This is a genomic window from Pseudomonas sp. AF03-9 (assembly GCF_020515815.1).
Taxonomy (GTDB): domain Bacteria; phylum Pseudomonadota; class Gammaproteobacteria; order Pseudomonadales; family Pseudomonadaceae; genus Aquipseudomonas.
On the sequence record NZ_JAHPJF010000013.1, the window covers coordinates 137,186 to 160,623 of the forward strand.

General features: G+C 62.1%; 19 protein-coding genes. 6 read left to right on the forward strand and 13 right to left on the reverse strand.

Going from position 1 to position 23,438, the window contains the following annotated elements; genetic code table 11:
• Positions 1-40: 40 nt before the first annotated feature.
• Entirely contained in the window at positions 41-1,657 is a 1,617-nt protein-coding gene (locus LIY36_RS17165) for an NADP-dependent glyceraldehyde-3-phosphate dehydrogenase (RefSeq protein WP_226456392.1), read from the forward strand.
• Positions 1,658-1,823: 166 nt separating this feature from the next.
• Positions 1,824-2,885, forward strand: a complete 1,062-nt coding sequence (locus LIY36_RS17170; RefSeq protein ID WP_226456393.1) for an FUSC family protein — start codon at positions 1,824-1,826, stop codon at positions 2,883-2,885.
• Between the two features lie 52 nt (positions 2,886-2,937).
• On the opposite strand, the gene LIY36_RS17175 is transcribed toward LIY36_RS17170, so the two are convergent.
• Entirely contained in the window at positions 2,938-6,384 is a 3,447-nt protein-coding gene (locus LIY36_RS17175; RefSeq protein WP_226456394.1) for a hypothetical protein, read from the reverse strand.
• 247 nt (positions 6,385-6,631) lie between these two features.
• A complete protein-coding gene (locus tag LIY36_RS17180; RefSeq protein ID WP_192296577.1) occupies positions 6,632-7,384 on the reverse strand; it encodes a TetR/AcrR family transcriptional regulator in 753 nt (250 codons plus the stop codon).
• A 357-nt stretch (positions 7,385-7,741) separates the two neighbouring features.
• On the opposite strand from LIY36_RS17180, the gene LIY36_RS17185 reads away from it, so the two are divergent.
• Genes LIY36_RS17185 through LIY36_RS17200 form a run of 4 tightly spaced genes read left to right on the forward strand, consistent with a single transcriptional unit; the run spans position 7,742 to position 12,326 of the window.
• Positions 7,742-8,449, forward strand: coding sequence for an ABC transporter ATP-binding protein (locus LIY36_RS17185; RefSeq protein WP_192296578.1), 708 nt, complete (start codon positions 7,742-7,744; stop codon positions 8,447-8,449).
• Positions 8,446-9,645: an ABC transporter permease gene (locus tag LIY36_RS17190; RefSeq protein WP_226456395.1), complete on the forward strand. Its 1,200-nt coding sequence runs from the start codon at positions 8,446-8,448 to the stop codon at positions 9,643-9,645. Before LIY36_RS17185 ends, LIY36_RS17190 begins: the two co-directional genes overlap by 4 nt.
• Entirely contained in the window at positions 9,638-11,101 is a 1,464-nt protein-coding gene (locus tag LIY36_RS17195; protein ID WP_226456396.1) for a TolC family protein, read from the forward strand. The genes LIY36_RS17190 and LIY36_RS17195 overlap by 8 nt, the downstream gene beginning before the upstream one ends.
• Positions 11,091-12,326 (forward strand): efflux RND transporter periplasmic adaptor subunit, encoded by a 1,236-nt coding sequence (locus LIY36_RS17200; protein WP_226456397.1) that lies wholly within the window; start codon positions 11,091-11,093, stop codon positions 12,324-12,326. The genes LIY36_RS17195 and LIY36_RS17200 overlap by 11 nt, the downstream gene beginning before the upstream one ends.
• A 132-nt stretch (positions 12,327-12,458) precedes the next feature.
• Here LIY36_RS17200 and LIY36_RS17205 read toward each other — a convergent pair whose 3' ends face one another.
• The 11 genes from LIY36_RS17205 to LIY36_RS17255 all read right to left on the reverse strand — a co-directional run bounded on the left by LIY36_RS17205 (position 12,459) and on the right by LIY36_RS17255 (position 23,398).
• The gene (locus LIY36_RS17205) at positions 12,459-13,856 is read right to left on the reverse strand and encodes an FAD/NAD(P)-binding protein (protein WP_226456398.1); all 1,398 of its coding nucleotides are present in this window, start codon (positions 13,854-13,856) and stop codon (positions 12,459-12,461) included.
• A 12-nt stretch (positions 13,857-13,868) separates the two neighbouring features.
• Positions 13,869-14,636, reverse strand: a complete 768-nt coding sequence (locus tag LIY36_RS17210; RefSeq protein ID WP_192296583.1) for an ABC transporter ATP-binding protein — start codon at positions 14,634-14,636, stop codon at positions 13,869-13,871.
• Between the two features lie 3 nt (positions 14,637-14,639).
• Positions 14,640-15,980 (reverse strand): ABC transporter substrate-binding protein, encoded by a 1,341-nt coding sequence (locus LIY36_RS17215; protein WP_226456399.1) that lies wholly within the window; start codon positions 15,978-15,980, stop codon positions 14,640-14,642.
• A 19-nt stretch (positions 15,981-15,999) separates the two neighbouring features.
• Positions 16,000-17,049, reverse strand: coding sequence for a branched-chain amino acid ABC transporter permease (locus LIY36_RS17220; RefSeq protein ID WP_226456400.1), 1,050 nt, complete (start codon positions 17,047-17,049; stop codon positions 16,000-16,002).
• 4 nt (positions 17,050-17,053) lie between these two features.
• Positions 17,054-17,935: a branched-chain amino acid ABC transporter permease gene (locus tag LIY36_RS17225; RefSeq protein WP_192296586.1), complete on the reverse strand. Its 882-nt coding sequence runs from the start codon at positions 17,933-17,935 to the stop codon at positions 17,054-17,056.
• On the reverse strand, positions 17,935-18,705 hold the full coding sequence (locus LIY36_RS17230) for an ABC transporter ATP-binding protein (protein WP_226456401.1): 771 nt from the start codon (positions 18,703-18,705) through the stop codon (positions 17,935-17,937). The genes LIY36_RS17225 and LIY36_RS17230 overlap by 1 nt, the downstream gene beginning before the upstream one ends.
• Positions 18,702-19,601 carry an AMP-binding protein gene (locus LIY36_RS17235; protein WP_226456402.1) on the reverse strand — a complete coding sequence of 300 codons (900 nt, stop codon included), beginning with the start codon at positions 19,599-19,601 and terminating at the stop codon, positions 18,702-18,704. Before LIY36_RS17235 ends, LIY36_RS17230 begins: the two co-directional genes overlap by 4 nt.
• Before the next feature lie 129 nt (positions 19,602-19,730).
• Positions 19,731-21,146 carry an LLM class flavin-dependent oxidoreductase gene (locus LIY36_RS17240; protein ID WP_226456403.1) on the reverse strand — a complete coding sequence of 472 codons (1,416 nt, stop codon included), beginning with the start codon at positions 21,144-21,146 and terminating at the stop codon, positions 19,731-19,733.
• Positions 21,146-21,472: an acyl-CoA dehydrogenase gene (locus tag LIY36_RS17245; RefSeq protein WP_192296590.1), complete on the reverse strand. Its 327-nt coding sequence runs from the start codon at positions 21,470-21,472 to the stop codon at positions 21,146-21,148. Before LIY36_RS17245 ends, LIY36_RS17240 begins: the two co-directional genes overlap by 1 nt.
• Before the next feature lie 11 nt (positions 21,473-21,483).
• A complete protein-coding gene (locus LIY36_RS17250) occupies positions 21,484-22,680 on the reverse strand; it encodes an SfnB family sulfur acquisition oxidoreductase (protein WP_226456404.1) in 1,197 nt (398 codons plus the stop codon).
• 154 nt (positions 22,681-22,834) lie between these two features.
• Positions 22,835-23,398, reverse strand: coding sequence for a helix-turn-helix domain-containing protein (locus LIY36_RS17255; protein WP_226456405.1), 564 nt, complete (start codon positions 23,396-23,398; stop codon positions 22,835-22,837).
• Positions 23,399-23,438: the final 40 nt, after the last annotated feature.

Sequence of the window (23,438 nt, forward strand, 5' to 3'; positions counted from 1 at the left end):
CTCTCTAGTCATGTTTTGCAACTATTCCAGGGGTAGCGACATGACCACCAGCAACCTGCTCGCCCAGCTGTTTCCCGCCTCCGCCGCCGAGATTCCCGAGCAATACCGCCTGGCGGCGCCTATTGAACAGCGCGAGTATCTGGTCGATGGCCAGTTGCGGATCTGGAATGGGCCGCTCGCCCAGGTGCAGAGCCCGGTGCAACTGGGTGAAAAACGCGTGCATATCGGCAGCACGCCGTTGCTGGACGCCGACACCGCCCTCACCGCCCTCGACGCCGCCGTGCGCGCCTACGACCGTGGCCAGGGTGAATGGCCGACGATGCGCGTGGTCGAGCGCATCAGGCACGTCGAAGCGTTTTTGCACCGCATGCGCGAACAGCGCGACGCTGTGGTCAAGCTGCTGATGTGGGAAATCGGCAAGAACCTCAAGGACTCGCAGAAAGAATTCGACCGCACCTGCGACTACATCACCGACACCATCAACGCCCTCAAGGAACTTGACCGCCGCTCCAGCCGCTTCGAACTGGAGCAGGACACACTCGGCCAGATCCGCCGCGTCCCCCTGGGCGTGGCACTGTGCATGGGCCCCTACAATTATCCGCTCAACGAGACGTTCACCACGCTGATCCCGGCGCTGATCATGGGCAACACCGTGGTGTTCAAGCCGGCCAAGCTTGGCGTGCTGTTGATTCGCCCGTTGCTCGAAGCGTTCTGCGACAGCTTCCCGGCCGGGGTGATCAACGTGATCTACGGCAGTGGCCGCGAGACCGTCAGCGCGCTGATGGCCAGCGGCAAGATCGACATCTTTGCGTTTATCGGCACCAACAAGGCTGCCAGCGACCTGAAAAAGCTGCACCCCAAGCCCCACCGCTTGCGCGCGGCGCTGGGCCTGGATGCGAAAAACCCTGGCATCGTGCTGCCCGAGGTGGACCTGGACAATGCCGTGAGCGAGGCCGTCACCGGCTCCTTGTCGTTCAACGGCCAGCGTTGCACCGCGTTGAAAATCCTCTTTGTACATGAAGACGTAGTCGCCAGCTTTATTGAGAAATTCAACCAGAAGCTGACCACCCTCAAACCCGGGATGCCGTGGGAAGACGGCGTTTCGCTGACGCCGCTGCCGGAAGCCGGCAAGGTCGACTACCTCAACGGCCTGGTGGCCGATGCCGCGCAACACGGCGCCCAGGTGGTGAACGCCCATGGCGGCGAAAGCCGCGGTTCGTTCTTCTACCCGGCGGTGCTGTACCCGGTGAACCCGCAGATGCGCGTATACCACGAAGAACAGTTCGGCCCCGTGGTGCCGATCGTGCCTTACCGCGACCTGGAGACCGTGATCGACTACGTGCTGGACTCGGATTTCGGCCAGCAGTTGAGTATTTTCGGCACCAACCCCGAAGCCGTCGGCAAGCTGGTGGACACCTTCGCCAACCAGGTCGGCCGCATCAATATCAACGCCCAGTGCCAGCGCGGGCCGGACACCTTCCCGTTCAACGGGCGCAAGAACTCGGCCGAGGGCACGCTGTCGGTGCATGACGCCTTGCGCGTGTTCTCGATCCGTACGTTGGTGGCGACCAAGTTCCAGGAGGGCAACAAGGCATTGGTCAGCGATATCCTGAAAAACCGTGACTCCAGCTTCCTGACGACCGACTACATCTTCTAAACACACCGCTGGCCAGTCTTGTGTGGGGCTGGCTTTTGTGGGAGCTGGCTTGCCTGCGATGCAGGCACCTCGGTCTTTCAGTCAGACCAGGGTGATGCAATCGCAGGCAAGCCAGCTCACACAGTTGACTGCACGCGTCCTGACTATTGAGGCCATTTTAGTACCGATGAACCTGCCCCTCTTCGCCCGGCGCCTGCTGCGCCCGCTGCTCGACCCGTACCGCCGCTATCGCCACGCCAAGCTGATCCACGCCGTGCGCGTGTCCATCGGCCTGCTGGCGACGATCCTGCTGACCACCGGGATCAACCTGCCCCACGGCGAGTGGGCGTCGGTGACCATGCTCATCGTGATCGGCGGCTTGCAGCACCACGGCAATATCGGCAAGAAAGCCGTGGAGCGCGCCTACGGCACCTTGATCGGCGCCAGCGTGGGCTTGCTGCTGGTGCTGCAACAGGCGTGGCTGGGCCAGCCGCTGCTGACCTACTTGCTGATGTCGGTGGTGTGCGGGTTCTTTTCCTATCACGCCATCGGCAAGGGCGGGTACATCGCGCTGCTGTCGGCGATCACGGTGTTTATCGTCGCCGGGCATGGCGACAACCCTATATCGGATGGCTTGTGGCGCACCGTCGACATCCTCATTGGCATCGTGCTGGCCCTGGCCTTCTCGTTCGCCCTGCCGTTGTATGCGGTGTATTCGTGGCGCTACAACCTGGCCAGTGCGTTGCGTGATTGTGCCGAGATTTATAGCCGGATTATCAGCGGGCGGTCGGTCACCGATGATGAGCATTTCAAACTGCTTAACCGCCTGAATGCGGCGATGCTGCAATTGCGCTCGCTGATGCCCTCGGTGTCCAAGGAAGTCAAAATTTCCATGACCGAATTGGACGCTATCCAGCGTCATCTGCGCCTGTGCATCAGCACCCTGGAGATTCTTGGAAACACGCGTCCCGATCCTCGCGATGAACAGGCGATGGCGCGGATGCAAGTGATGTTGAAGGCCGAACATCGACAGATTCGCGTGCAGTTGGTGGGGATGGCGCGGGCGTTGAAGTCGGGGGTGGTGGAGCGCTTGGAGCGGCACGGCAACATCACAGCAGCGGAGCCTGTGCTGGATACACCGGTCTATAGTGCTCTGGATGGGTATCAGTTGTTGACGTTGCAGTTGTTGAGCAATGTCGATGCGATGCGTGCGCGGCTAGCAAAAACGTCAATCCGGTGGAGCATCTAAACAAGCGAAAACCGGAACAGATACAAAAGCATCTGCTCCGGTTCACCACCTGTCAGAAAATAACCAACGTCAACAAATTCCCCAGTTCAGACGCATTGATCTCACCACCGCTATAAAGGTTCTTACCGTAACGAGCCAAGAAGCCGGCACTGTCAGTTGACCAGAACGCTTGGTGAGCTTGCCCCCGCCAGCTCCCGCCACCATACACATCATAGATCTCCCGAAGCTCACCCAAGCTCGGCAACCGCCCTCCTCGGCCACTTGCCTGGCTGCCACTCTCGTGATAACCACCACCACCGCCAAAGTCCATGAAGTACTTCACACCGCCTACGCTAACGGTATAACCCAGTACATTGCCATCAGCATCAGCCACCGTGATGTACGCGCTTCCATTACCACGGACGCTGACTGCTCCCGTCTGCGAATTCACCCGCGCACACGCTTCATTGTTTGAGCGGTAGGTGTAAGGAGTGCGGCCGCCAGTGGCAGATCGCGTAAAGACACCTGGACCGCTGTGAGGTGCATAGTTTGGGTCATCTCTCCATAACCAGATACGTTGGTTCAGTGTAACTGCTCCGGTATTTATGGAGAGGGCAGCCCCCCGGTGAATGGTCGTGGTGCCAGACGAAGGCTGGGTGTCATATAACCCCACTGCCCTGTATGCATAACTGCGAACCTGAGCAAGAGTACGCGTATAGCTCCAGTCCCCACTCGCGTTTACCGGACGATCGATCAGCTGAACGTTGTTTTCATATAGCCGGACTTGCTGGTTGGCCGTGGCTTTGCCCTTAAGCGTCACGCTAGTGTCGTAGGTAGTAGCATTGTTGGCCAGCTGGCCCCGTGAGTCGTGTACGGTCAGAGTAGGCGTAATGAAAGTTAAATGCTGAACGGTGTATTTGCGCACTGGAAACATCAATGCATCGGTCTTGTTTGCGCTGCGGTTGAAGCTGACCCAGCAACGTAACTCCAGTTCCGAAGCATTCTTGAGCGTACGCAATTCAGACACCAATGCCGGGGTGCTAATGCCACTCGTCACGCCGCCGCTACCAACAAGTTCACCATCCAACAACACGCGCTCGTAGTCAGTGTCATCAGCATTTTTGCCGTGATACTCCAGCCAAACCCGTTGAAATTCTTGGGCAAAGTGCCAGGGCCCTGCCATCACCAGTTCCGTGCCAACAAGTGCACCCGTGTTGAGCGTATCGCCGCTATGCCCTTGGATGACGGGTTGCTGAAACGTCGGTGGCAACAGTTCCAGACTTAGTGCCGGCGACGGTGTTTCCCGCCCTCCGCGGATCAACCAGTACTGCACGGTGATGAACCTTCCGCCAGCCTGAATGTTAGCCCCCACCGTTTCCGCCGGCACATCAAAGTCAACAGTTTTGAATGTATTGCCAGGCTTGGTTTCGCAATAGGTCCCAACGCCATCATCACCTGTAAAGCACATTTTAATTTCATCAGAGGGCAGGATCTGCGGAGTCGTAACCCGGACTGTCGCGCCGTTTAGTGCCGCCTCGGCTTGCAACTTGTCGGGGTTTTTCTGCGCTTCCAGTACCTCTGGGCGGAGCAACGTGCCTATCGGGCTACCAACGGTTACTTCAAGCACTTCAGAATGCAACGGCCGCGAGCCATTCGCAGGAATCAGGGAATAACTCAAGCGGATAGTCCCGCCGAGATTGGCGTCTGCGTAGTGCCTGTCCAGTGAAAATAGAACAGGTCTACCCGCTGTCGCTGTGCTGAGACGGATTTCACCGTTGGTACTGCCGGTCGGGGCGCTTCCTACCAGGCGCCATTGAAAGAGGTCGCCGGGGGCGGTCCTCAGATAGGGCAGTGTGATATCGAGCTGACCAAACAGGTCACGCGGGTCCAAGTTGTCCTGATCATCGACCCTATCGATTTCCGGCCGTGGCATTTCAGCTAATCGAGGGCCGAACTCCACGAACGTCGATTCGGACTCGCGAACGGTTTGCGTGCCCGCCCCCAGCAGGCGGACCACGCCATCGTCGACCTTATAGAAAACCCTCACTGGGCCCAACCCAATGAACCGCGAAAAAATGGCGTTAGAGACCGTGCGAAAACGCGTTGGCGGCGGTGGATCGCCTGCGATGTGGCTGACTTCATAGGAGACAATCCCCCCGCCCGGCAAGTAAGCCTCCATACAGAGGGTGACCAGGTAACCGGGGTCGTAGGGGGTGAAGGACGGGTTGGGATACTCAACGGTGACGAAAGGTTCGCTGGGGTCTACCACGCCCCCCAGGGCTTGCACCACATTGACCGCCGGCATATTCGCAATCGTGCCGGAGATCAGGACCGTCAACGACTGGGAGGTGGCTATTGATGTTCCCAATGGGAAATCCAGCCGCCAGGTAATCTTCATCGAGCCCTGGACCAACTGTTTGATAATGTCCTCATCTACATTGAAAAAACTGGACCGGCCCGGATTAACCAAGGCATCGGGCAATTCCACTGTAAAGGTGGAACTATCGGCGCGGGTACAGCTCAACGTCACTACGATACGAGCGCCCGCAGGCGTCACGCTTCCATCTGGCAGCCGACGAGGAGTAACAACCTCGACCCGGAAATTGCTTCCCGCCTCTTCGTCATAGTTGACTGTTGTCGCGTCCATAAAGTTGACTTGGAAGTACGCGCGCTCAAGCAGGCTCGGATCTAGCTCGGCTAGCAGGTTCACAGCTTGAGAAAAGTGTTCAACATGCCCCGAGCGATTTTCAACCTCATCAAAAACCTGATAGCGGATAGATATCAGCCCGCTGCCGGTACCAATGATCGCAGGGGGGACCTCCACCTCAATCGGTTTCAGGCCTTCAGCATGCTCATCATCGAGCTCAAAGATCACCAAATTCAAGATTGTGTCCCAGTACAGATACACCTTATCGCGCACACGTTTGCCGGGGTAATCGATGGTCAGCGTCACACCTAGCGCCGCACGCTCTGGCGTCAAGACTGCACCAGGGCCTGCCAGGTCAGCAGGCAAACTCAACTGCAGTTTATCGTGGTAGCCCAGCCCAGGCTGCTCGTCGAGACCTGGCCTTTCCACCTTGGCGAAAACAGTCAGATTGTCCGAGGTGCTAGGGGTGCCGGGGCCATTTCGAACCACACGTGAAAACACCGGAAATGTGAGGCCTAGCGGAAACCGTTCTTCTTCTATGACAAGCCGGAAGAAGCTATTGGTTTCCTCGCCGGACCTGACAAAGTCCGACGCCAGTGGGATGACACTATTCTGCGCGTAAATCTCAAAAGTATCGCCGATGCTTAATCCGGTCCATCGGGAGAGCGTGACAAGCAAATAGGGCTGAAGATGGCGTGCGCCCAAGCCTATATCTGCCCCCACTACACCTAGTACCGGGTTGGAAAAAATCGGCGGTTCAAGATCATTGACGTGCGTGGAAGGCTGGCAACAAACAGGCAGGTGCGACTGCACCGCTGGTTCTTTAGACATGATTGAACTCCTTGAACGCGGGCCTTTCAGGCCACGAGACAAGGAAATCAAACTCCTGGAGAGTCTTAGCGTCTACCTGTCAGAACTGACAGTCACGACGAGTGGTACTGCATTGCGTGGTCATCTTGCGAGCGTGACATTTGTGCTTTGCAAGTGGGTTCACATCTTTCCCTACATATTTTTCACGATTTATTCACATCTGCAGCCGTAGTGTGAAGCCTCATCCGTTACAAATGTTGCATATCAAGCCCGCCGCCCCAGCGGGCTTTTTTTTTGCCTCGGATCTGCTTTAACGCGAAGCCTTGGCGACCGGCGCCGCCGCCTGTTCACGAATCGCACGCTGGGTATCCAATACCCGCGCCAACGCGGTTTCAGCCTCGGGGCTCTGTTGCGGGACACGAATGGCCGCCGACACCAACGTGATCAACTTGGCCATCACCTCGGCATCCGTCGCCGGGCGGCCCAGGCTCATGGAGTTCATCAGCAGGCGCAATTCCGTGCCGGCCATCACTCCGGAAATCGCCTTGAGCGCAAATTGCAGGCGTACGCCCAGTTCATTGCGCGGCAGGTCCGGCAAGGCCAGGGCGAAGGCTTCGAAGAAACGCTGGAACACCGGCTGGTAATGCACCTTGAGGTATTCCTGGATAAACGGCGAGGTGTCGCTGTACACGCGACCGAGGAAGCGGATGAACGAACGGCCTTCCCCACTGGCTGGGTCGCTGCGTTCCAGGCCCATGGCCGGGGCGAACAGCACGCCGAGCAGGGTGTCGCAATCGAGGGGGCCGTCGGATTCGGCCTCGCAGCGGGCCAGCAGCTCCAGGCGCTGCTCGTTGAGCGGCTCCAGGCGTTGCATCAACAGGGTTTTCATCAGGGAATCCTTGTCCCCGAAGTGATAGTTCACGGCGGCCAGGTTGACTTGGGCACGTTCGGTAATCTGGCGTAACAAAACCGCGTCATATCCGTACTTGATAAAGAGGGCCTCAGTCGCATCCAGCAATCGAGTTTTGGTAACGTTTGGAGCGCTGAGTTTCTTCGCGACCATAAGAGTTCCACGGCGGAAATATTGTTTTAAAAAATAATTTGATTTTTTATACCGGGGCCGCCCGTCGAAAGCAAGTAGTGACACACCGCCATGCTATCCAAAGCCTTTGAAAACGGGGACATGGAGGCTGGTCAAAGGGGTTGATGGGGGCTCGAAACGGCCAGCGGGAACTTCGTTTCAAAGGGTAAAACCGCTCTACATCCATGGCTGGCGAAGCGCATTGAACGCGGTTACTATTCAAAGAATATTTTAAAAACAAGAAATAAAACCGGTCCATGACGCCTACCCGGCAGCACCCGATCTTGTTACAAGGCTTTACCGGGAGTACGGGGTAGCGTCGAGACTGAAGGCGTAGTCATGATGACAGATACCCCCGCGCACCCAGGCTTGATCTCCCTGCAAGGCATCGGCAAACGCTACCAGTTGGCCGGGCAGCCATTGTCCATTCTCAATGATGTGTGCCTGTCCATCGCCCGTGGCGACAGCTGCGGTATTCTCGGCGCCTCCGGTTCCGGCAAAAGCACCCTGCTCAATATCCTCGGCCTGCTCGACTTGCCCAACTGTGGCAGGTACCACTTCGCTGGCCACGACATCTTCAACGCCACGCCCGATGAACTGGCCGCGATCCGCAACCAGCAGATCGGTTTTGTATTCCAGAGTTTCAACCTGCTGCCGCGCCTCAGTGCCCTCGATAACGTCGCCCTGCCCCTGAGTTATCGCGGCGTGTCCCGCCATGAATCGGTGGCGCAGGCGCTGCGCATGCTTGAACAGGTCGGCTTGGCCGACCGCGCCCACCACCGCCCCGCCGACCTCTCCGGCGGCCAGCGCCAACGGGTCGCCATCGCCCGGGCGCTGGTGGGCAACCCCTCGGTGATCCTCGCCGACGAACCCACCGGCAACCTCGACAGCAGCACCGCCCAGGACATCATGGACCTGCTCCTGGCCCTCAACCGCGAGCAGCACGTCACCCTGATCATCGTCACCCATGACCCGCAGATCGCCGCACGCCTGGAGCGCAAGATCCTGGTGCGCAACGGCGTGGTGCAAGAGGCCGCGCACCCATGAGCCTGCGGGTCGAGCAGAGCCTGAGCCAACTGCTGCATGAAGCGTTCCTCAGCCTGCGCACCCTGGGCAAGCGCTCGGTGCTGGCGTTGCTCGGCATCGTGATCGGCAGCTCGTCGGTGGTGGCATTGATCAATATCGGCCACAACGCGGCGGTGGATGCCGCGATGATCTTCAAGGACATGGGCACCGACACCCTGATCGCCGGGTTCCCGCCCAAGGGCAGCAACGCGGTGACCATGCGTGCGCGCCTCGACCTCGACGCCGTCCGCCAGGCCGTGCCGGGCATCGCGCATATCGGCGCGCTCAGCCTGTTCAGCGGGCCCGTCGTGTTCCATGGGCGTACGGCCAACGCCAACTACGTCGGCAGCACGCCGGGCCTGCCAGATGCGATGCGCTTGAGCCTGGCCGAGGGGCGTTTTTTGTCGGAATTCGATGCCAATGAAACCTACGCGGTGATCGGCGACCAACTCGTGCAGGCCCTGAGCGCCCCCGGCGACCCGCTGCAACTGGGAGATCGGGTACGCATCAACGACTACCTGTTCCTCATCGTCGGCATCCTGCACCGCCAACCGCGCGCGATGTTGATGCCGGTGCAGGGCGGCGAATCGCTGTTTATCCCGGCCGAAGGCATGCGCCGCATCTACGCCACCCCGCAGATCAACAACGTGGTGATCCGTGCCGCACCCGGCCAGGACATGGAGCACATGGCCGCAGCCGCCAGCGCCGCGCTGCAACCCCAGCTCAGCGAACACAGCGTGGACATCACCGTGCCCCAGCAAATGATCGACGGCATGACCCGGCAAAGCCGCACCTTCGCCTACCTGCTACTGGCGCTGGGGGCGATCTCCCTGGTGGGCGGCGGGGTCGGCGTGATGAACGTGATGCTGATGAACGTGTCGCAGCGCCGCCGCGAAATCGGCATCCGCATGGCCCTCGGCGCGCGTCAGCGTGACATCCGCAACCTGTTCCTGCTCGAAGCCGTGACCCTCACCGCCGTCGGCGCGCTGTGCGGCGCGGTGCTGGGCATGGGCGCCGCGTGGCTGTACGCCTGGCTGTCCGGCTGGGAGTTTGCCCTGGCCGTCGCCGCCCTGCCCCTTGGGGTAGGCAGTACGTTGTTGGTGGGTCTGTTCTTTGGTATCTACCCGGCGGTCTCGGCCTCGCGGTTGCAGCCGGTGGAGGCCTTGCGCGATGAATAAATGGCTCGCCGTCGTCGCCCTGATCAGCCTGCCGTGCATGGCCGCCGACGTGCTGATCAACCCTTCGGCGCCCAGCAGCGCGCGCAGCGTCTCGTTGAATGCCCAGGTCACCGCCCTGACCCTGGGCGATGCGGTGTACCTGGGCCTGCGCAACAATCCGGCGATCCGCAGCGCGTACCTGCAACGGGTGGCGCAGAAGTTCGACCTGCGCGTGGCCGAAGACGTCTTCAGCCCCAAGCTCACCCTCAACAGCTACTACCGCAGCACCCGCGGTTCGGCCGACAACGCACGCAACGCCAACGTGGCACCGGCCACCAGCCTGCTCGGCGAGTACGGCACGCGCCTGAGCATGGCCTGGACCCAGCAACTGAACAACGCCAATCGCGCCGGCCGCTACCGCAGCGACGGCCTCGACCTGGCGCTGATCCAGCCGCTGATGCGGGGGGCCGGCTGGGACGCCACCACCGCCCCGCTGCGCCTGTCGCGCCTGGCGGAACAGGCCAACCGCCTCAACCTCAAGGCCACCGTGGCGCAGACCATCAGCCAGATCATCGCCACCTACCGCGAACTGCTGCGCGCCCAGGAACAACTGAGCATCGTGCAAGATGCGCTCAAACGCTCCGACACCCTGCTGGAAGTGAACAAAGCATTGATCAGTGCCGGGCGCATGGCCGAGTTCGAAATCGTGCAGACCGAAGCCGACATCGCCACCCAGCAACTGGGCGTCGAAGAAGCCCGGAACCAGCTCGACACCACCCGCCTGGCGTTGCTGCGCCTACTGGCCCTGGACCTGTCCACGCCGATTCGCGCCACAGAAGCCCTCGAGGCCAGCCCCATGCAGATCGACAAGGGCCAGGCCTTCAACCTCGCGCAAAACCAGCAGCCGGAATACCTAGCCGCCCTGCTCGGCAGCCAACAGGCCGACCTCAACCTGGTGATCGCCAAGGATTCCGGACGCTGGCAAGTGGACCTGGTCGCCGGCGCCAACCAGATCCGTGACGCTTATAACAACGACGCCGGCAGCCGCAACAACCGCACCTGGGACAGCTACGCCGGGGTGCAGGTGCAGATCCCCATCGGCGACATCAGCACGCGCCAGGCCGAAGTGCGCGCGCGGGTGAACGTGGAAGACCAGCAGATCCGCATCACCGACGCCCGCCAGGCCCTGGAGCGCAGTGTCAACGATGTGGTGCGCGACCTCGGCACCCGCTGGCGCCAATATGAAATCTCCCAGCGCGCCGTGGAGCTGTCGCGGCGCAAGATCGAGATCGAACGGGAAAAACTCAGCGCCGGGCGCTCCACCAACTTCCAGGTGCTGAGTTTCGAGGCCGATTTGCGCAATGCCGAAAACGCGCAGCTCAATGCGCTGATCGCTTATCTGAACGCCCAGACCCAGCTCGACTTGACCCTGGGCATGACGCTGGAAAGTTGGGAAATCGCCCTCAATGACTACTAATCAAAAACGCCTGCTGGGCGCCGGGTTGATCGTGCTGTTGGTCGGCGCCGGGCTGACCTGGCGCAGCACCGCCGAAAGCCCGGCCACCGCCACCGAGCAATGGCTGGCGGTGAACCCCGAGCCGCTGGTGCATCAGATCGGCCTGGTGGGCAAGATCGAGCCCGACACCACCCTCATCCTCACCGCGCCCTTCGATGGCAATGTCGAGGCGAACCTGGTGGAGCAAGGCCAGCGGGTCGACGCGGGCCAGGTGTTGCTGCGCATGGACCCGGCGACCCTCGAAGTGCAACTGCGCGAAGCCCTCGCTGCCCAACTCAAGGCACGTCGCACCGTGCAGGAGATGCAGGACTGGGACAGCAGCCCTGCCGTCAGCCGCGCGCGGCGCAGCCTGCGCACCGCCGAAATGAACGCGGGCAACACCCAACGCAAACTCAGTGAAAGCGAAAACCTGTTCCAGCGCGGCATCATCCCGCGCAACGAACTGGACGACCTCAAGCAACAGACCCGCCAGCAACAACTCGATCTCGCCGCGGCCCGCAGCGAACTGCAACAGGCCATCGACCAGGGCAAGGGCGAATACCGCCAGATCGCCGACATGGAACTGACCAATGCCACGGTCAAATACGACGCCCTGCGCACGCTGCTGGCAGGCCGCGAGGTCAAGGCGCCGTTCTCCGGAATCGTGGTGCCCGCCCCCGGCAATACCTCGACGCCAGGCAGCAACAACGCGCCGGTGCAGGCCGGCAGCAAGGTCAACCAGGGCCAGGTGTTGTTTGGTCTGGCGAATATCGAGCGGTTGAAGATCGTCGCCAAGGTCTCGGAATTGGACATCAACAGGTTGCATCAAGGCCAGGCCGTGGAGGTGCTCGGCGACGGGTTTGATGGCGAACGGCTCAACGGCGTGGTCAGCGTGGTCAGCGGCTTGGCGATTGCCGGTGACAGCCAGGGCAGCGCGCAGTTTGCGGTGAGCCTGTCGATTCCCAAGCTCACGCCACAGCAGTTGCAGCGGGTGCGATTGGGCATGAGTGCGCGGTTGACCATTGTCACTTACAACAATGCACAGGCCATCGTCGTGCCGGCGCAGGCGCTCGTTGGCGGTGAAGTGGAGTACCGGGAGGCGCTGGACAAGCCGGTGGAACGGGTCAAGGTCACGACCGGGCAAGCGACGGCGCAAGGGGTCGAGGTCTTCGGCCTAAAACCCGGCTTTATCAAAACCCCCAGATAACCTTGTAGTGAGCGGGCTTGCCCCGCGCTGGGGGGCGAAGCCGCCCCAAAACGGTCCGCCGCGGTGTATCAGAAAGACCGAGGTGCCGGGATTTGGGGCGGCTTCGCCCCCCAGCGCGGGCAAGCCCGCTCACTACAAGGTCGGGGTCAGTTTTGAGGCGAGGGCTTTGGCTTGGAGTGCTACGTCGGTGACGGCCGTGCTTTCCCACCAGAGCCCCCGCAACGGCGGGCCCATGGCGAACAAACGGCTGCTGACTTGCCCTTGCGAGTCCACCACCGCCCCACCCGCATCTGCCGCAATCCCCAATGCCAGCGGCCCGGGCCGGATCAAGCCGCGCTTGAGCAATTGCTGTGGCAGCGGCCGGGCTACGCGGCGCCAGTCATATTCGATGCCGCTGGAGTTGATCAGCGCCGCCCCCCGAACCCGAGTGATTGCCTGCTCGCCGCGATAGCGCACGCGAATGCAAACGCCGTCTACCGACGGCTCCAGGCCTTTGTACGACGCCGCCTGAATACGCAAGCGCCCCGCTTCATGCAAGCGCGCCACCAACTGCGCGCTCAACGGCGGTGAGCGGTGGTGATGACTCTCCCACCATGGCCGCACATGCCTCACGAACTGACGCTTTTGCCGCTCACTGGCCTGGCTCCACAACCGGCCGATATGCGCACGCACGGTGTCCAGCGGCGCTTGCCAATCGATGCCCTGGGCCTGTGCGATCCGGCATTGGCGGCGCACCTCGCGCAGCAGTTGCCGAGGGCTGCGCAGGCTCGGGTCTTCGGCGAGAAAGTCCACCCAGGCCGGCGGCTGCCGACGCACATGGGGCAACAACCCATGCCGTGAAAAAACCTCGATAGGCCCGCGATGCCCGGCCAGTTCCAGGGACACCACGGCGTCGACCATGGTCAGCCCGGAGCCGATGATCAGCACGCTGGCCTGCGGGTCAATCTGGGTCATGCTGCTCACGTCCCATGGGTCAACCGCCGCCGCGTTCAAACCGCTGGACTCGGTCTGCGGCGTACGCGCCGCCGGAAACATTCCGGTGGCCAGCACCGCAAAGGCGCCGCGCAGTTGCTGGCCGTTATCCAGGGTCAACAACGTCGCCGCTTCATCCACTTGCACATCGACCACTTCTCCACGCACATGCTCGACCGTCGACGCCGACAACGCCTGGGCCTGCGCCAACCGCTGCTGCGCATACAAGCCAAAGATCCCGCGCGGTGGGAACAATTCGCTGATCGGCACGCGCTGCTGGTGCGCCTGCGGCCAGCCACCGGCAGCGATGTAGTCGGTGAGCCATTGGGTCAGGTCATCGGCGTTGTCCGGGTCGACGCTCATGCGTGCGGCGTTGCCGTTCAACGTGTGGCCCAGCTCAACTGCGCTGTAGGCCTCGCCACGGCCGAGTTCGGCGCGCGGTTCGATCACCAGAATCCGCCGCTGGCCCGGCCGGCGCAGTAGTTGCACCGCGAGCATCGTGCCACTTAGCCCGCCGCCGATGATCAAAACATCGGCGTTGCGGATGGAGTCAGTCATGCCTGTTCGCCTTTACTGTTTACCCAGATAAATGTCGTGCAAGTCGCCCCGCGCCAGCAGCTGCGCCGCGTTGCCACTCAAGGCCACGCGGCCAGTATCCAGCACGTAACCGTGGGACGCATAGGTGAGCGCGACGTTGATGTTCTGCTCGGCGATCAGGAAGCTCACCTGCTGCTCGCGGTTGAGCTGGGCGATGATCGCGAAAATCTCCTGCACGATCATAGGCGCCAAACCCATGGACGGCTCGTCGAGCAGTACCAAAGTAGGACGGGTCATCAACGCCCGGCCAATGGCGACCATCTGCTGCTCGCCGCCGGAGGTCAGCCCGGCGCGGGTGTGGCGCTTGGTCTTGAGCCGGGGAAACCAGCTGTAGATACGCTCCAGGTCGTGCTCCATGTCCTGGCGACTCAGGCGCCGCACAAAGCCGCCGCTGCGCAGGTTGTCTTCCACGCTCAGTTGGCCGAACACATGGCGGCCCTCCAGGACGTGAACCATGCCTTGGCGCACGCGCTGGCTGGGGTCGACACCGGCCAGGTCGGCGCCGGCGTACTCAATCACCCCCCGGCTGACTTCGGCGCGCTCGGCGCGCACCAGGCCGGAAATCGCCTTGAGTGTGGTGCTCTTGCCTGCGCCATTGGCGCCGAGCAAGGCGACGATGGCGCCCTTGGGCACGTGCAGCGAAACCCCGGCCACCGCCAGGATCGCACCGTCGTAGATCACTTCGATGTCGTTGACCGTCAGCAACGACGGGGTGGCGGATGCAGCGGCGGGCTGGTGCATGGTTTATTCATCCCCGATGCAGGTGCGCGGCGTCAGGCCTTTTTCCTTGGCGAAGGCGGCGGATTTTTCGTCGATCAACGGCCGCAACAGTGCACGGTCGGCCGGGATCCATTCACTGACCAACGTCCAGTTGGCGCCGTCCCATTGCTGTACCCGCGCCGAACCGCCGCCTTCGTGGTCACGGCATGACAGCTTGAGGTTTTGCATCAGGCCCAGGTAGCCCATGTCCTTGAGGCGAGCGTCGTCGATATTCAAGTGCTCCAGGCCCCAGCGGCCTTCTTCGCCGTTGAGCGGGCGCTTGCCGAACTTGGCCTGGGCGGTACGTATGGCTTCCACCGCCACGGCGGCATTCACCAGGCCGGAGTTGTAGTAGACGCTGCCGAAGTTTTTCAGGTCCTTGAGGTCGCTGTGGCCCTTGTCGAGGATGTAGTGCTTGAGGCGTTTGTGGATCTCGAAGTCGGCACCGGCCGGGTAAGGCGTCAGCGCCAGGTAGCCTTTGGCTGAGCTGCCAGCGGGCAACACGTCTTCGCTGGAACTGGCCCAGATGTCGCCGATGATGTGGTCGACCGGAAAGCCGAAGCGTGCGGCAGTCTTCACCGCCACCGGGGTGGATACGCCCCAGGTGCGCAGGAACACCCAGTCCGGGTTGGCCTGGCGCACCTGGCGCCATTGTGCCGATTGCTCGTTGCCTGGGTCGGCCACCGGGATCTGGATATTTTCAAAGCCGTACTTCTCGGCGAGCAGCTTCAGCGGGCCGAGGGTTTCGCGACCATAGGCCGAGTCGTGGTAGACGGTGGCGATCTTCTTGCCCTTGAGTTTGTCGAACCCACCCTCGCGCTGAGCAATGTAGTTCACCAGCGTCGACGCCTCACTGTAGAAGGTCAGCATCACCGGGAAGTTGTACGGGAACACCGTGCCGTCGGTGGCCTCGGTGCGCCCGTATCCGAGGGTGATCAGCGGGATCTTGTCCACTTCCGCACGCTCGCTCAGGGCATACGCCGCCGGTGCGCCGTTGGGCTGGTACACCGCCACCGGCGCGCCATCCAGGCCGTTCTTGAAGCGCTCGTAGCACTCGATGCCTTTCTCCGCCGTCCACTCGGTCTCGCACTCTTGCCACACCAGCTTGACGCCGTTGATACCGCCTTCGACCTCGTTGATATAGCGCAGATAGTCGATCATCCCGGCCCACACCTGCACGCCGCTGGACGCATAGGCGCCGACGCGATAGGTCGCCAGGGGAATAAATTGCTGATCGGCCGACGCCACGGCCTGGGGCACAGCACCGGCCAATGCCGCCAGTGCAAAGGCAGCACCGGCGAAAGAACGTTTCAAGGATGCACGCATGAAGGATTCTCTTGGGAAGTTAGAAACGCAGCGGCCACTGCCGCACACGGTCACGCAGGTTGTGCAACAAGCGAATCAAGCCCTCGGGTTCCTTGATCAGGAACACGATGATCAACACGCCAAAGATGATTTTTTGCAGGTTCTGCAACTGCCCCGCATCCACCGCGCCGCCGAACAACGCCTGCCCGGCATGACTGAGGAAAATCGGCAGCAAACTGATAAAGGCCGCACCGACAAAGTTGCCGGCGATGCTGCCCATGCCGCCGATAATGATGATGAACAGGATCTGGAATGAGCGATTGATGTCGAAACTGCTGGCGCTCGCCGTGCCCAGGTAGGCAAAGGCCCACAGCGCACCGGCGATGCCGAGGTAGAACGAACTGACGGCAAACGCCAGGCGCTTGTAGCGCACCACCGGGATGCCCACCACGGCGGCGGCGGTGTCCATGTCGCGGATCGCCATCCAGTTGCGTCCGACCTGGCTGCGCACCAGGTTGATCGCGGTCCAGGTCAACACCACCACCGTCACCAGCGTCAGCAGATAGCGGCCCAGCGGCGTGTTGAGGTCATGGCCGAACAGCGCCAGCTTCGGCGCGGAGATGGTCCCGGAGGACCCGTAGTTGTAGAACCAGGGGAATTTGACGAACAGCCACTCCAGGAAAAACTGCGCGGCCAAGGTGGTGACCATCAAATAGAAGCCCTTGATCCGCGCGCTGGGCAGGCCGAACAACAGCCCGACCAGCGCGCTGATAATCCCACCGCCCAGCAGCGCCACCGGCAAGCCCAGTTCCGGCAGACGCAGCAGAAAGCCATAGGTGGCAAACGCGCCGACGGCCATGAAACCCGCCGCGCCCACCGAAGTTTGCCCGGTGTAGCCAGTCAGCAAGTTCAGGCCAAGCCCGGCCAGCGACAACACCAGGAACGGAATCAGGATCGCGTTCAGCCAGTAGTCATTGCCCCACAACGGCACCACGATAAACGCCAGCGCCAACAGGCCGATCAGGCCCCAAGGGAGGCGCCGCTGGATCAGCACCAACGGCGCGCAGTGTTGCGCAACAGGAATCGACATGGTTTCAGACTCGCTCGATGGCGCGCTCGCCGAACAGGCCGGCGGGACGGATATACAGGAAGGCCAGGGCCAATACGTAGGCGAACCACGGCGTGATGCCGCCGCCGATCAACGGGCCGATATACACCTCGGCGAGGTTCTCCGCGGCACCGACAATCAGCCCGCCGACAATCGCCCCGCCAATCGAGGTAAAGCCGCCGATGATCAGCACCGGCAGGGCCTTGAGCACCACCAGCGACAGCGAAAACTGCACGCCCTGGCGCGCGCCCCACAACAGCCCGGCGACCAGCCCGACCACCCCGGCCACGGCCCAGACGATCTGCCAGATACGGTTGAGGTTGATACCGATGGACAGCGCCGCCGTGGTGTCATCCGCCACCGCGCGCAACGACACACCGATGCGGGTCTTGTTGAACAACAGCGCCAACACCGTCACCAGCACCACCGCCACCGCCGCCGCGATCAGGTCAAACTGGCTGAGCATCAGCGGGCCGACGAACAGCGGCACATCGTCGATGCCCAGATCCAGAGCTCGCACCTGCGAGCCCATCAGGCCCTGGGCGAGGCCTTCGATGATGAACGAGAGGCCGAGCGTGGCCATGAACAAGGTGATCTGCGAACGGTTCACCAAGGGCCGCAGCACCAGGCGCTCGATCAGCAGCGCACCGAGGCTCATCACGATCACCGTGAGCAGCAACGCCAGGGCAAACGGCACCCCCTGATCATGCAGGCTGACGAAGGTCAGCGCAGCAAACAGCAGCATCGCGCCCTGGGCAAAGTTGAACACGCCGCTGGCCTTGTAGATCAGCACAAAGCCGATGGCGACCAGTGAGTACATGGTGCCGGCGAGCAGGCCGCCGAGCAGGGTTTCGAAGAAGAACGTCATCAGTGCGCCGCTCCCAGGTAGGCCGCGATCACTTCGGGGTTGGCTTGCACTTGCGCGGGCGTGCCGTCGCCGACCTTACGTCCGTAGTCGAGCACCACCACGTGGTGGGACAGGCCCATCACCACGCCGATGTCGTGTTCGATCAACACCACGGTGGTGCCCAGGTCACGGTTAACGTCGGCGACGAAACGTGCCATCTCCTGTTTTTCCTCGGCGTTCATGCCGGCCATGGGTTCGTCGAGCAGCAACAGACTGGGCCCGGCGATCAGCGCCCGGCCCAACTCCACGCGCTTTTGCAAGCCGTAGGACAGGTTGCCCACCAGCACATCGCGGTGGGCTTGCAGTTCGAGAAATTCGAGCATGCCCTGGGCGCGCCGGCGGAACGCTTCGGCCTCGCGGCGTGCGCGGGGCAGGCCCAGGGCTTGCTCGATGAACGTGCTGCGCATATGCCGCGAGAGGCCGGTGAGGATGTTGTCGAGCACGCTCATTTTCTTGAACAGCGCGTTGTTCTGAAAGGTGCGGCCGATGCCGCGGCGCGCCGCACCCAATGGGTCGATGCGGTGAAAGTGCCGGTCTTCGAAGACGATCTCGCCGGCATCGAAGCGATACACGCCGTTGAGCACATTGAGCAACGAACTCTTGCCCGCGCCGTTGGGCCCGATCAACGCGCAGATCTCACCGCGCTGCACGTCAAAGGACAAGGCATTGATCGCCTTGACCCCTTTGAACGACAGCGAGATGTCGCGTACCTGGAGAATGGTTTGGCTCATGCGATGTCCCGTTTGAATTCAGCCAGCCACGTAGGCGAAGCGGTGGCTTTGAGGGGTTGCCAGATGTAGGCCAGGCGCTGGAAACCGAGCAGCTTGCGCACGCGGTTTTTCAGCAGCCGGCGCAGGCCGCTTTGCGGGTGCGCGATGGCCCACTCGCACAAGCGTCGGCGCCAGGTGCCGTGGGGCGCCAGGCGGCTTTCGATTTCATCGGCCAGCAGTTGCAAGCAGGTGGCAGACAGCAACAGGCCGGTGGGCGCCACTTCTCGCCGATCACGTTGCGCCGAGGCCAGGCTTTCCGGGAAAGCCAGGCCATGACCAGTATTCAGCCATTGCTCCAGCACCACGGTCAGGCCGCCCTGCCAACGGGTGCCCTCTTCGCTCCACAACGCGGTTTCAGCGCTGGGTTGCCACCAGCGCGCGAGGTGTTGCGCCGGATCGACCGGGCCGAGCAGTTGCGCGAAGTCCAGCGGATTGAACGATGCCCAATGCCGTTGCTGGCGACCGGGTGCATACGCATGGGTGGGACGGATACGCCACAGCTGTTGCTGCACCGCGTCGGGCTCCAGGTCATCGGCCAGGGTCAAGACTTGCCCGCCGATGGACTGGGCAGCCAGGGCCAGCAGCAACAGGTTCGGCTCGAACGCGCCGCTCAAGGCCAGGCGCGACTGTTCGCTGAAGCCCTGTTGGCGCAAGCCGTCCGCCAGACGCTCGACATCGCGCAACGCGTCGATCCAGCGCCACGCATGCCACTGGCCCTGGCGCTTGTGGCGCAAGGCCGTGTGCAGCGGTGTGATCTGTGCCCAGTGCTGCAGTTGTTCAAGGGCCTTGGGCAGGTTGCCGAGCAGCTCGGCGGGCCATTCCACGGCCAGCGGGCGTTTTAGTTCATGCACGCTCATAGGGATTACTCCTATTGGTAGTCAAGCGTGCGGTGGTCCGCTGGCTGGATTTTCTGGATCGACACCGATCAACTGTGGGAGCGGGCTTGCTCGCGAAAGCGGTGGGCCAGTCGACACAAAGGGTGAATATCAGTCCGCATTCGCGAGCAAGCCCGCTCCCACATTGGATTTGTGCAGGTTGGATAGGTCGCGGTAGCTGGCGCCGGGGTGGCTGGCACCTAAGCGCGCGCCGTCGCCAAACAGCTTTTCGCGCAGCGTGCCCTGGGCATATTCGGTCTTGTACACACCGCGCTTCTGCAACTCCGGCACCAGCAACTCCACGGCGTCGATAAAGGTTTCGTGGGTCAGCGCATAGGCCAGGTTGAAGCCGTCCACATCGGTCTCGTCAACCCATTCCTGCAACAGGTCCGCCACGGTCTCGGGGCCGCCGACAAACAGCGGGCCAAAGCCACCAATGCCAACCCAGTCGGCCAGTTCATTGGGTGTCCACACCTTGTTCGGATCAGCGGTGGAAAACGCTTCCACCGCCGACTGGATCGCATTGGTGTGCACATGCTTGAGCGGTTCATCCGGCTTGAACTGGCTGAAATCAATACCGGTCCAGCCGGAAATCAGCGCCATCGCGCCTTCGTAGCTGACGTAGGACTTGTACTCATCAAACTTGGCCTTGGCCTTCGCGTCCGTCTCGCCGACGATCACCGTCTGCAAGTTGAAGATCAGGATCTTCTTCGGATCGCGCCCGGCCTCCGCGGCACGGCGGCGGATGTCGGCGACGGTCTTTTTCAGCAGCACCTTGGACGGCGCAGCGACAAATACGCATTCGGCCTGTTCGGCGGCGAACTGCTTGCCGCGACTGGATGCACCGGCCTGGTAGAGCACCGGCGTGCGCTGCGGCGACGGCTCGCACAGGTGAATGCCGGGCACCTGGAAGTGTTTGCCGACGTGGCGGATCTCGTGGATTTTGCTCGGGTCGCTGAAGATGCGGCGTTCACGGTCGCGCAGCACCGCACCCTCCTCCCAACTGCCTTCCCAGAGTTTGTAGCAAACCTCCAGGTATTCCTCGGCGTAGTCGTAGCGGGCGTCGTGCTCGGTCTGGGCTTTCTGGCCGAGGTTCTTGGCGCCGCTTTCCAGGTAGGAGGTGACGATGTTCCAGCCGATGCGACCCTTGGTCAGGTGATCGAGGGTGGAGAGACGCCGCGCAAACGGATACGGGTGCTCAAAGGACAGCGAGGCCGTAAGGCCAAACCCCAGGTGTTCAGTGACCAGGGCCATCGGCGCGATCAGCGACAGCGGGTCGTTGACCGGCACTTGGGTGGCCTGGCGGATCGCCGCTTCACCGTTGCCCTGGTACACGTCGTAGATCCCCAGCACGTCGGCGATGAACAGGCCGTCGAACTTGCCGCGCTCAAGGATCTTGGCCAGGTCGGTCCAGTATTCCAGGTCCTTGTACTGCCACGAACGGTCGCGCGGGTGCGCCCACAAACCGGGAGACTGGTGGCCGACGCAGTTCATGTCGAAGGCATTCAAGCGGATTTCACGGGACATCACAGCACTCCGTTGAGGTGGTAGTTGCCGACGATCTGGTACTTCGCGCGCAACGGATCATCCAGGGTCGAGGGCAGCGCGGTGCGTTGGCCGGTGAGTTCGAATTCGGCGTTGCTCGCGGCGATCAAGGCTTCGGCGGCGGCGATCTGCGCTTCGGTGGCCGCCACCGGGCCGGGATGGGTTTCGGCGCGTTCCAGCAAGGCGGCAGCCACGTCCACGCGGATCTGCAAGTCGCCGAAGCGGCTGATCACATAAGGGTCTTCGCTTTTCTCGACATGGCGGCGGGTGCTGTCCAGCAGTTGGCGCGCAAGGTTCAATGCGGTCATGGGTGAGTTCCTCAGTTCCAGGCGTGGCGCGCAGGTTTCACGCCGTTGAGCACGAAGTTGCCGATCAGGTGGTATTTCCAGCGGGCCGGGTCGTGCAGGGTGTGGGTGCGGGCGTTGCGCCAGAAGCGGTCGAGGTTGTGCTTGCCAGTGACCGAGCGGGTGCCGGCCAGTTCGAACAGTTTGCTGCCGGCCAGCAAGGCGGTTTCGGCGGACAGCACTTTGGCCTGGGCGACGACCAGCGAGGCGTGGGCGACGCTGTCTTCGCTGGGTTCGGCGAGGGCGTGGTCGACGGCGCGGCCGGCCTTGGCGAGGATTGCTTCAGTGCCGTGCACACGCCATTCCAAGTCACCGATGGCGGCGATGGTGAACGGGTCTTGCCAGCCGTGCTCCTGCTGGCTGTCGATCCACGGGCGCGCCTGGCGGGCGAAGATTTTCGCTTGCTCAAGGGCTCCGAGGGCGATGCCAGTGTCGACCGCCGCCTGGATGATCTGCGAGATCGGGCCGTTGGCGGTGGGCTGGTCGAACGCTTGGTGCGCAGGGATGACGGCAGACAGGGGCACGCTGACGCCATCGAGGGTCACGCCGCCGCTGGCGGTGGTGCGCTGACCGAAGCCGTCCCAGCTGTCGATCACGTTCAGGCCCTGGGCATCACGCTCGACGAAGGCGATAAATGCCTGACCCTTTTCGTTATTGGCGACGGTGGGCACGATGTGGGCGAACAGCGCGCCGGTGCAGTAGAACTTTTCGCCATTGATTTGCGCGCTGTCGCCATGGAAGCGGATTTGCGTATCAAAGGTGCCGGCGTTTTTGCTTTTGGCTTCGGAGAACGCATTGCCAAAGCGATAACCGGCCAGGACCTTGCCGAAGTAGTAACGCTTTTGTTCCTCGCTGGCGGTTTGCAGCAGGATGTCGACCACGCCCAGGTGGTTTTGCGGGATCTGCCCCAACGACGGGTCGGCGGCGGAGATCAGCTTGATCACCTCGGCCACGGTCACATAAGACACCTCGGCACCGCCGTAGGCCTTGGGAATGGTGATGCCCCACAGGCCGCTGGCAGAAAATTCTTCAAGCTCGGCGACGGGCAGGCGTCGCTCACGGTCGCGCTCGCTGGCCTCGACGGCAAAGCGGGCGGCCAGGCGCGTGGCGATCTCGATGGCTTGCGCGTCCGAGCGGATGATATGGGCAGGGTGTAAAGGGTGGGCAGACATGGGCCGACTCCAGGCTCCGATGGGATAACGGAGTGATTGCAGGAGTCGTGCCTGAATTTAATCGCCAATAAAATCAGCGGCTTGCTGAGGAAGTCCTGGGATGGAGCGCGTTTCAAACCAGCAAACTGTGCATCCACTGTTGCGTGGCAAACAGTTAGATCACCACGTTGCGGATAAAGCGCACCGCGACGTCACCGTCATTGCGATAGGTGTGCTGCTGATGACTGGCGAACATGAAAAACTCGCCGGCGCCGATGCGGTTTTCTACGCCAGCCACGACCAGGGTCAGGCTGCCCTCGAACACAAACAGTTGCTCACTCCAGCCTTCGAGGTCGGGGTCCGGGCAGTAACGGTCGCCGGGCTCCAGGCGCCATTCCCACAGCTCCACTTCACGCCGCGCCGTGGCTTTGGCCAGCAACACCGCCTTGCTGCCGTCGATCTCACCGGCCCAGGCCAGCTCGTTGATGCGGCTGTGGTCGCGCACATCCGGGGCCTGGATCAGGTCGCTGAATGCCACATCCAAGGCTTCGGCCACCCGGTCCAGGGTGGACAGGCTGACATTCTTCTCGCCGGCTTCGATGGCCACCAGCATGCGCCGGCTGACTCCGGATTTTTCCGAGAGCGCGGTCTGGCTCAAGTCGGCGGCGTGGCGCAGGCGACGAACGTTCTGGCTGACGTGCTGCAGGACCGAGGCCCGTTGTGGATTTTCTTTGTGCACTATATTGCTCAATGGGTGGGTGTGCGCAGTATACTGCCCA

Excerpts from the sequence above, each read along its gene's own strand:
- LIY36_RS17185 (WP_192296578.1), top strand. The coding sequence starts at position 7,742 with ATGATGACAGATACCCCCGCGCACCCAGGCTTGATCTCCCTGCAAGGC.
- LIY36_RS17200 (WP_226456397.1), top strand. The coding sequence starts at position 11,091 with ATGACTACTAATCAAAAACGCCTGCTGGGCGCCGGGTTGATCGTGCTG.
- LIY36_RS17205 (WP_226456398.1), bottom strand. The coding sequence starts at position 13,856 with ATGACTGACTCCATCCGCAACGCCGATGTTTTGATCATCGGCGGCGGG.
- LIY36_RS17225 (WP_192296586.1), bottom strand. The coding sequence starts at position 17,935 with ATGACGTTCTTCTTCGAAACCCTGCTCGGCGGCCTGCTCGCCGGCACC.
- LIY36_RS17250 (WP_226456404.1), bottom strand. The coding sequence starts at position 22,680 with ATGTCTGCCCACCCTTTACACCCTGCCCATATCATCCGCTCGGACGCG.
- LIY36_RS17165 (WP_226456392.1), top strand. The coding sequence starts at position 41 with ATGACCACCAGCAACCTGCTCGCCCAGCTGTTTCCCGCCTCCGCCGCC.
- LIY36_RS17190 (WP_226456395.1), top strand. The coding sequence starts at position 8,446 with ATGAGCCTGCGGGTCGAGCAGAGCCTGAGCCAACTGCTGCATGAAGCG.
- LIY36_RS17180 (WP_192296577.1), bottom strand. The coding sequence starts at position 7,384 with ATGGTCGCGAAGAAACTCAGCGCTCCAAACGTTACCAAAACTCGATTG.
- LIY36_RS17230 (WP_226456401.1), bottom strand. The coding sequence starts at position 18,705 with ATGAGCCAAACCATTCTCCAGGTACGCGACATCTCGCTGTCGTTCAAA.
- LIY36_RS17215 (WP_226456399.1), bottom strand. The coding sequence starts at position 15,980 with ATGCGTGCATCCTTGAAACGTTCTTTCGCCGGTGCTGCCTTTGCACTG.
- LIY36_RS17240 (WP_226456403.1), bottom strand. The coding sequence starts at position 21,146 with ATGTCCCGTGAAATCCGCTTGAATGCCTTCGACATGAACTGCGTCGGC.
- LIY36_RS17170 (WP_226456393.1), top strand. The coding sequence starts at position 1,824 with ATGAACCTGCCCCTCTTCGCCCGGCGCCTGCTGCGCCCGCTGCTCGAC.
- LIY36_RS17245 (WP_192296590.1), bottom strand. The coding sequence starts at position 21,472 with ATGACCGCATTGAACCTTGCGCGCCAACTGCTGGACAGCACCCGCCGC.
- LIY36_RS17195 (WP_226456396.1), top strand. The coding sequence starts at position 9,638 with ATGAATAAATGGCTCGCCGTCGTCGCCCTGATCAGCCTGCCGTGCATG.
- LIY36_RS17220 (WP_226456400.1), bottom strand. The coding sequence starts at position 17,049 with ATGTCGATTCCTGTTGCGCAACACTGCGCGCCGTTGGTGCTGATCCAG.
- LIY36_RS17210 (WP_192296583.1), bottom strand. The coding sequence starts at position 14,636 with ATGCACCAGCCCGCCGCTGCATCCGCCACCCCGTCGTTGCTGACGGTC.
- LIY36_RS17235 (WP_226456402.1), bottom strand. The coding sequence starts at position 19,601 with ATGAGCGTGCATGAACTAAAACGCCCGCTGGCCGTGGAATGGCCCGCC.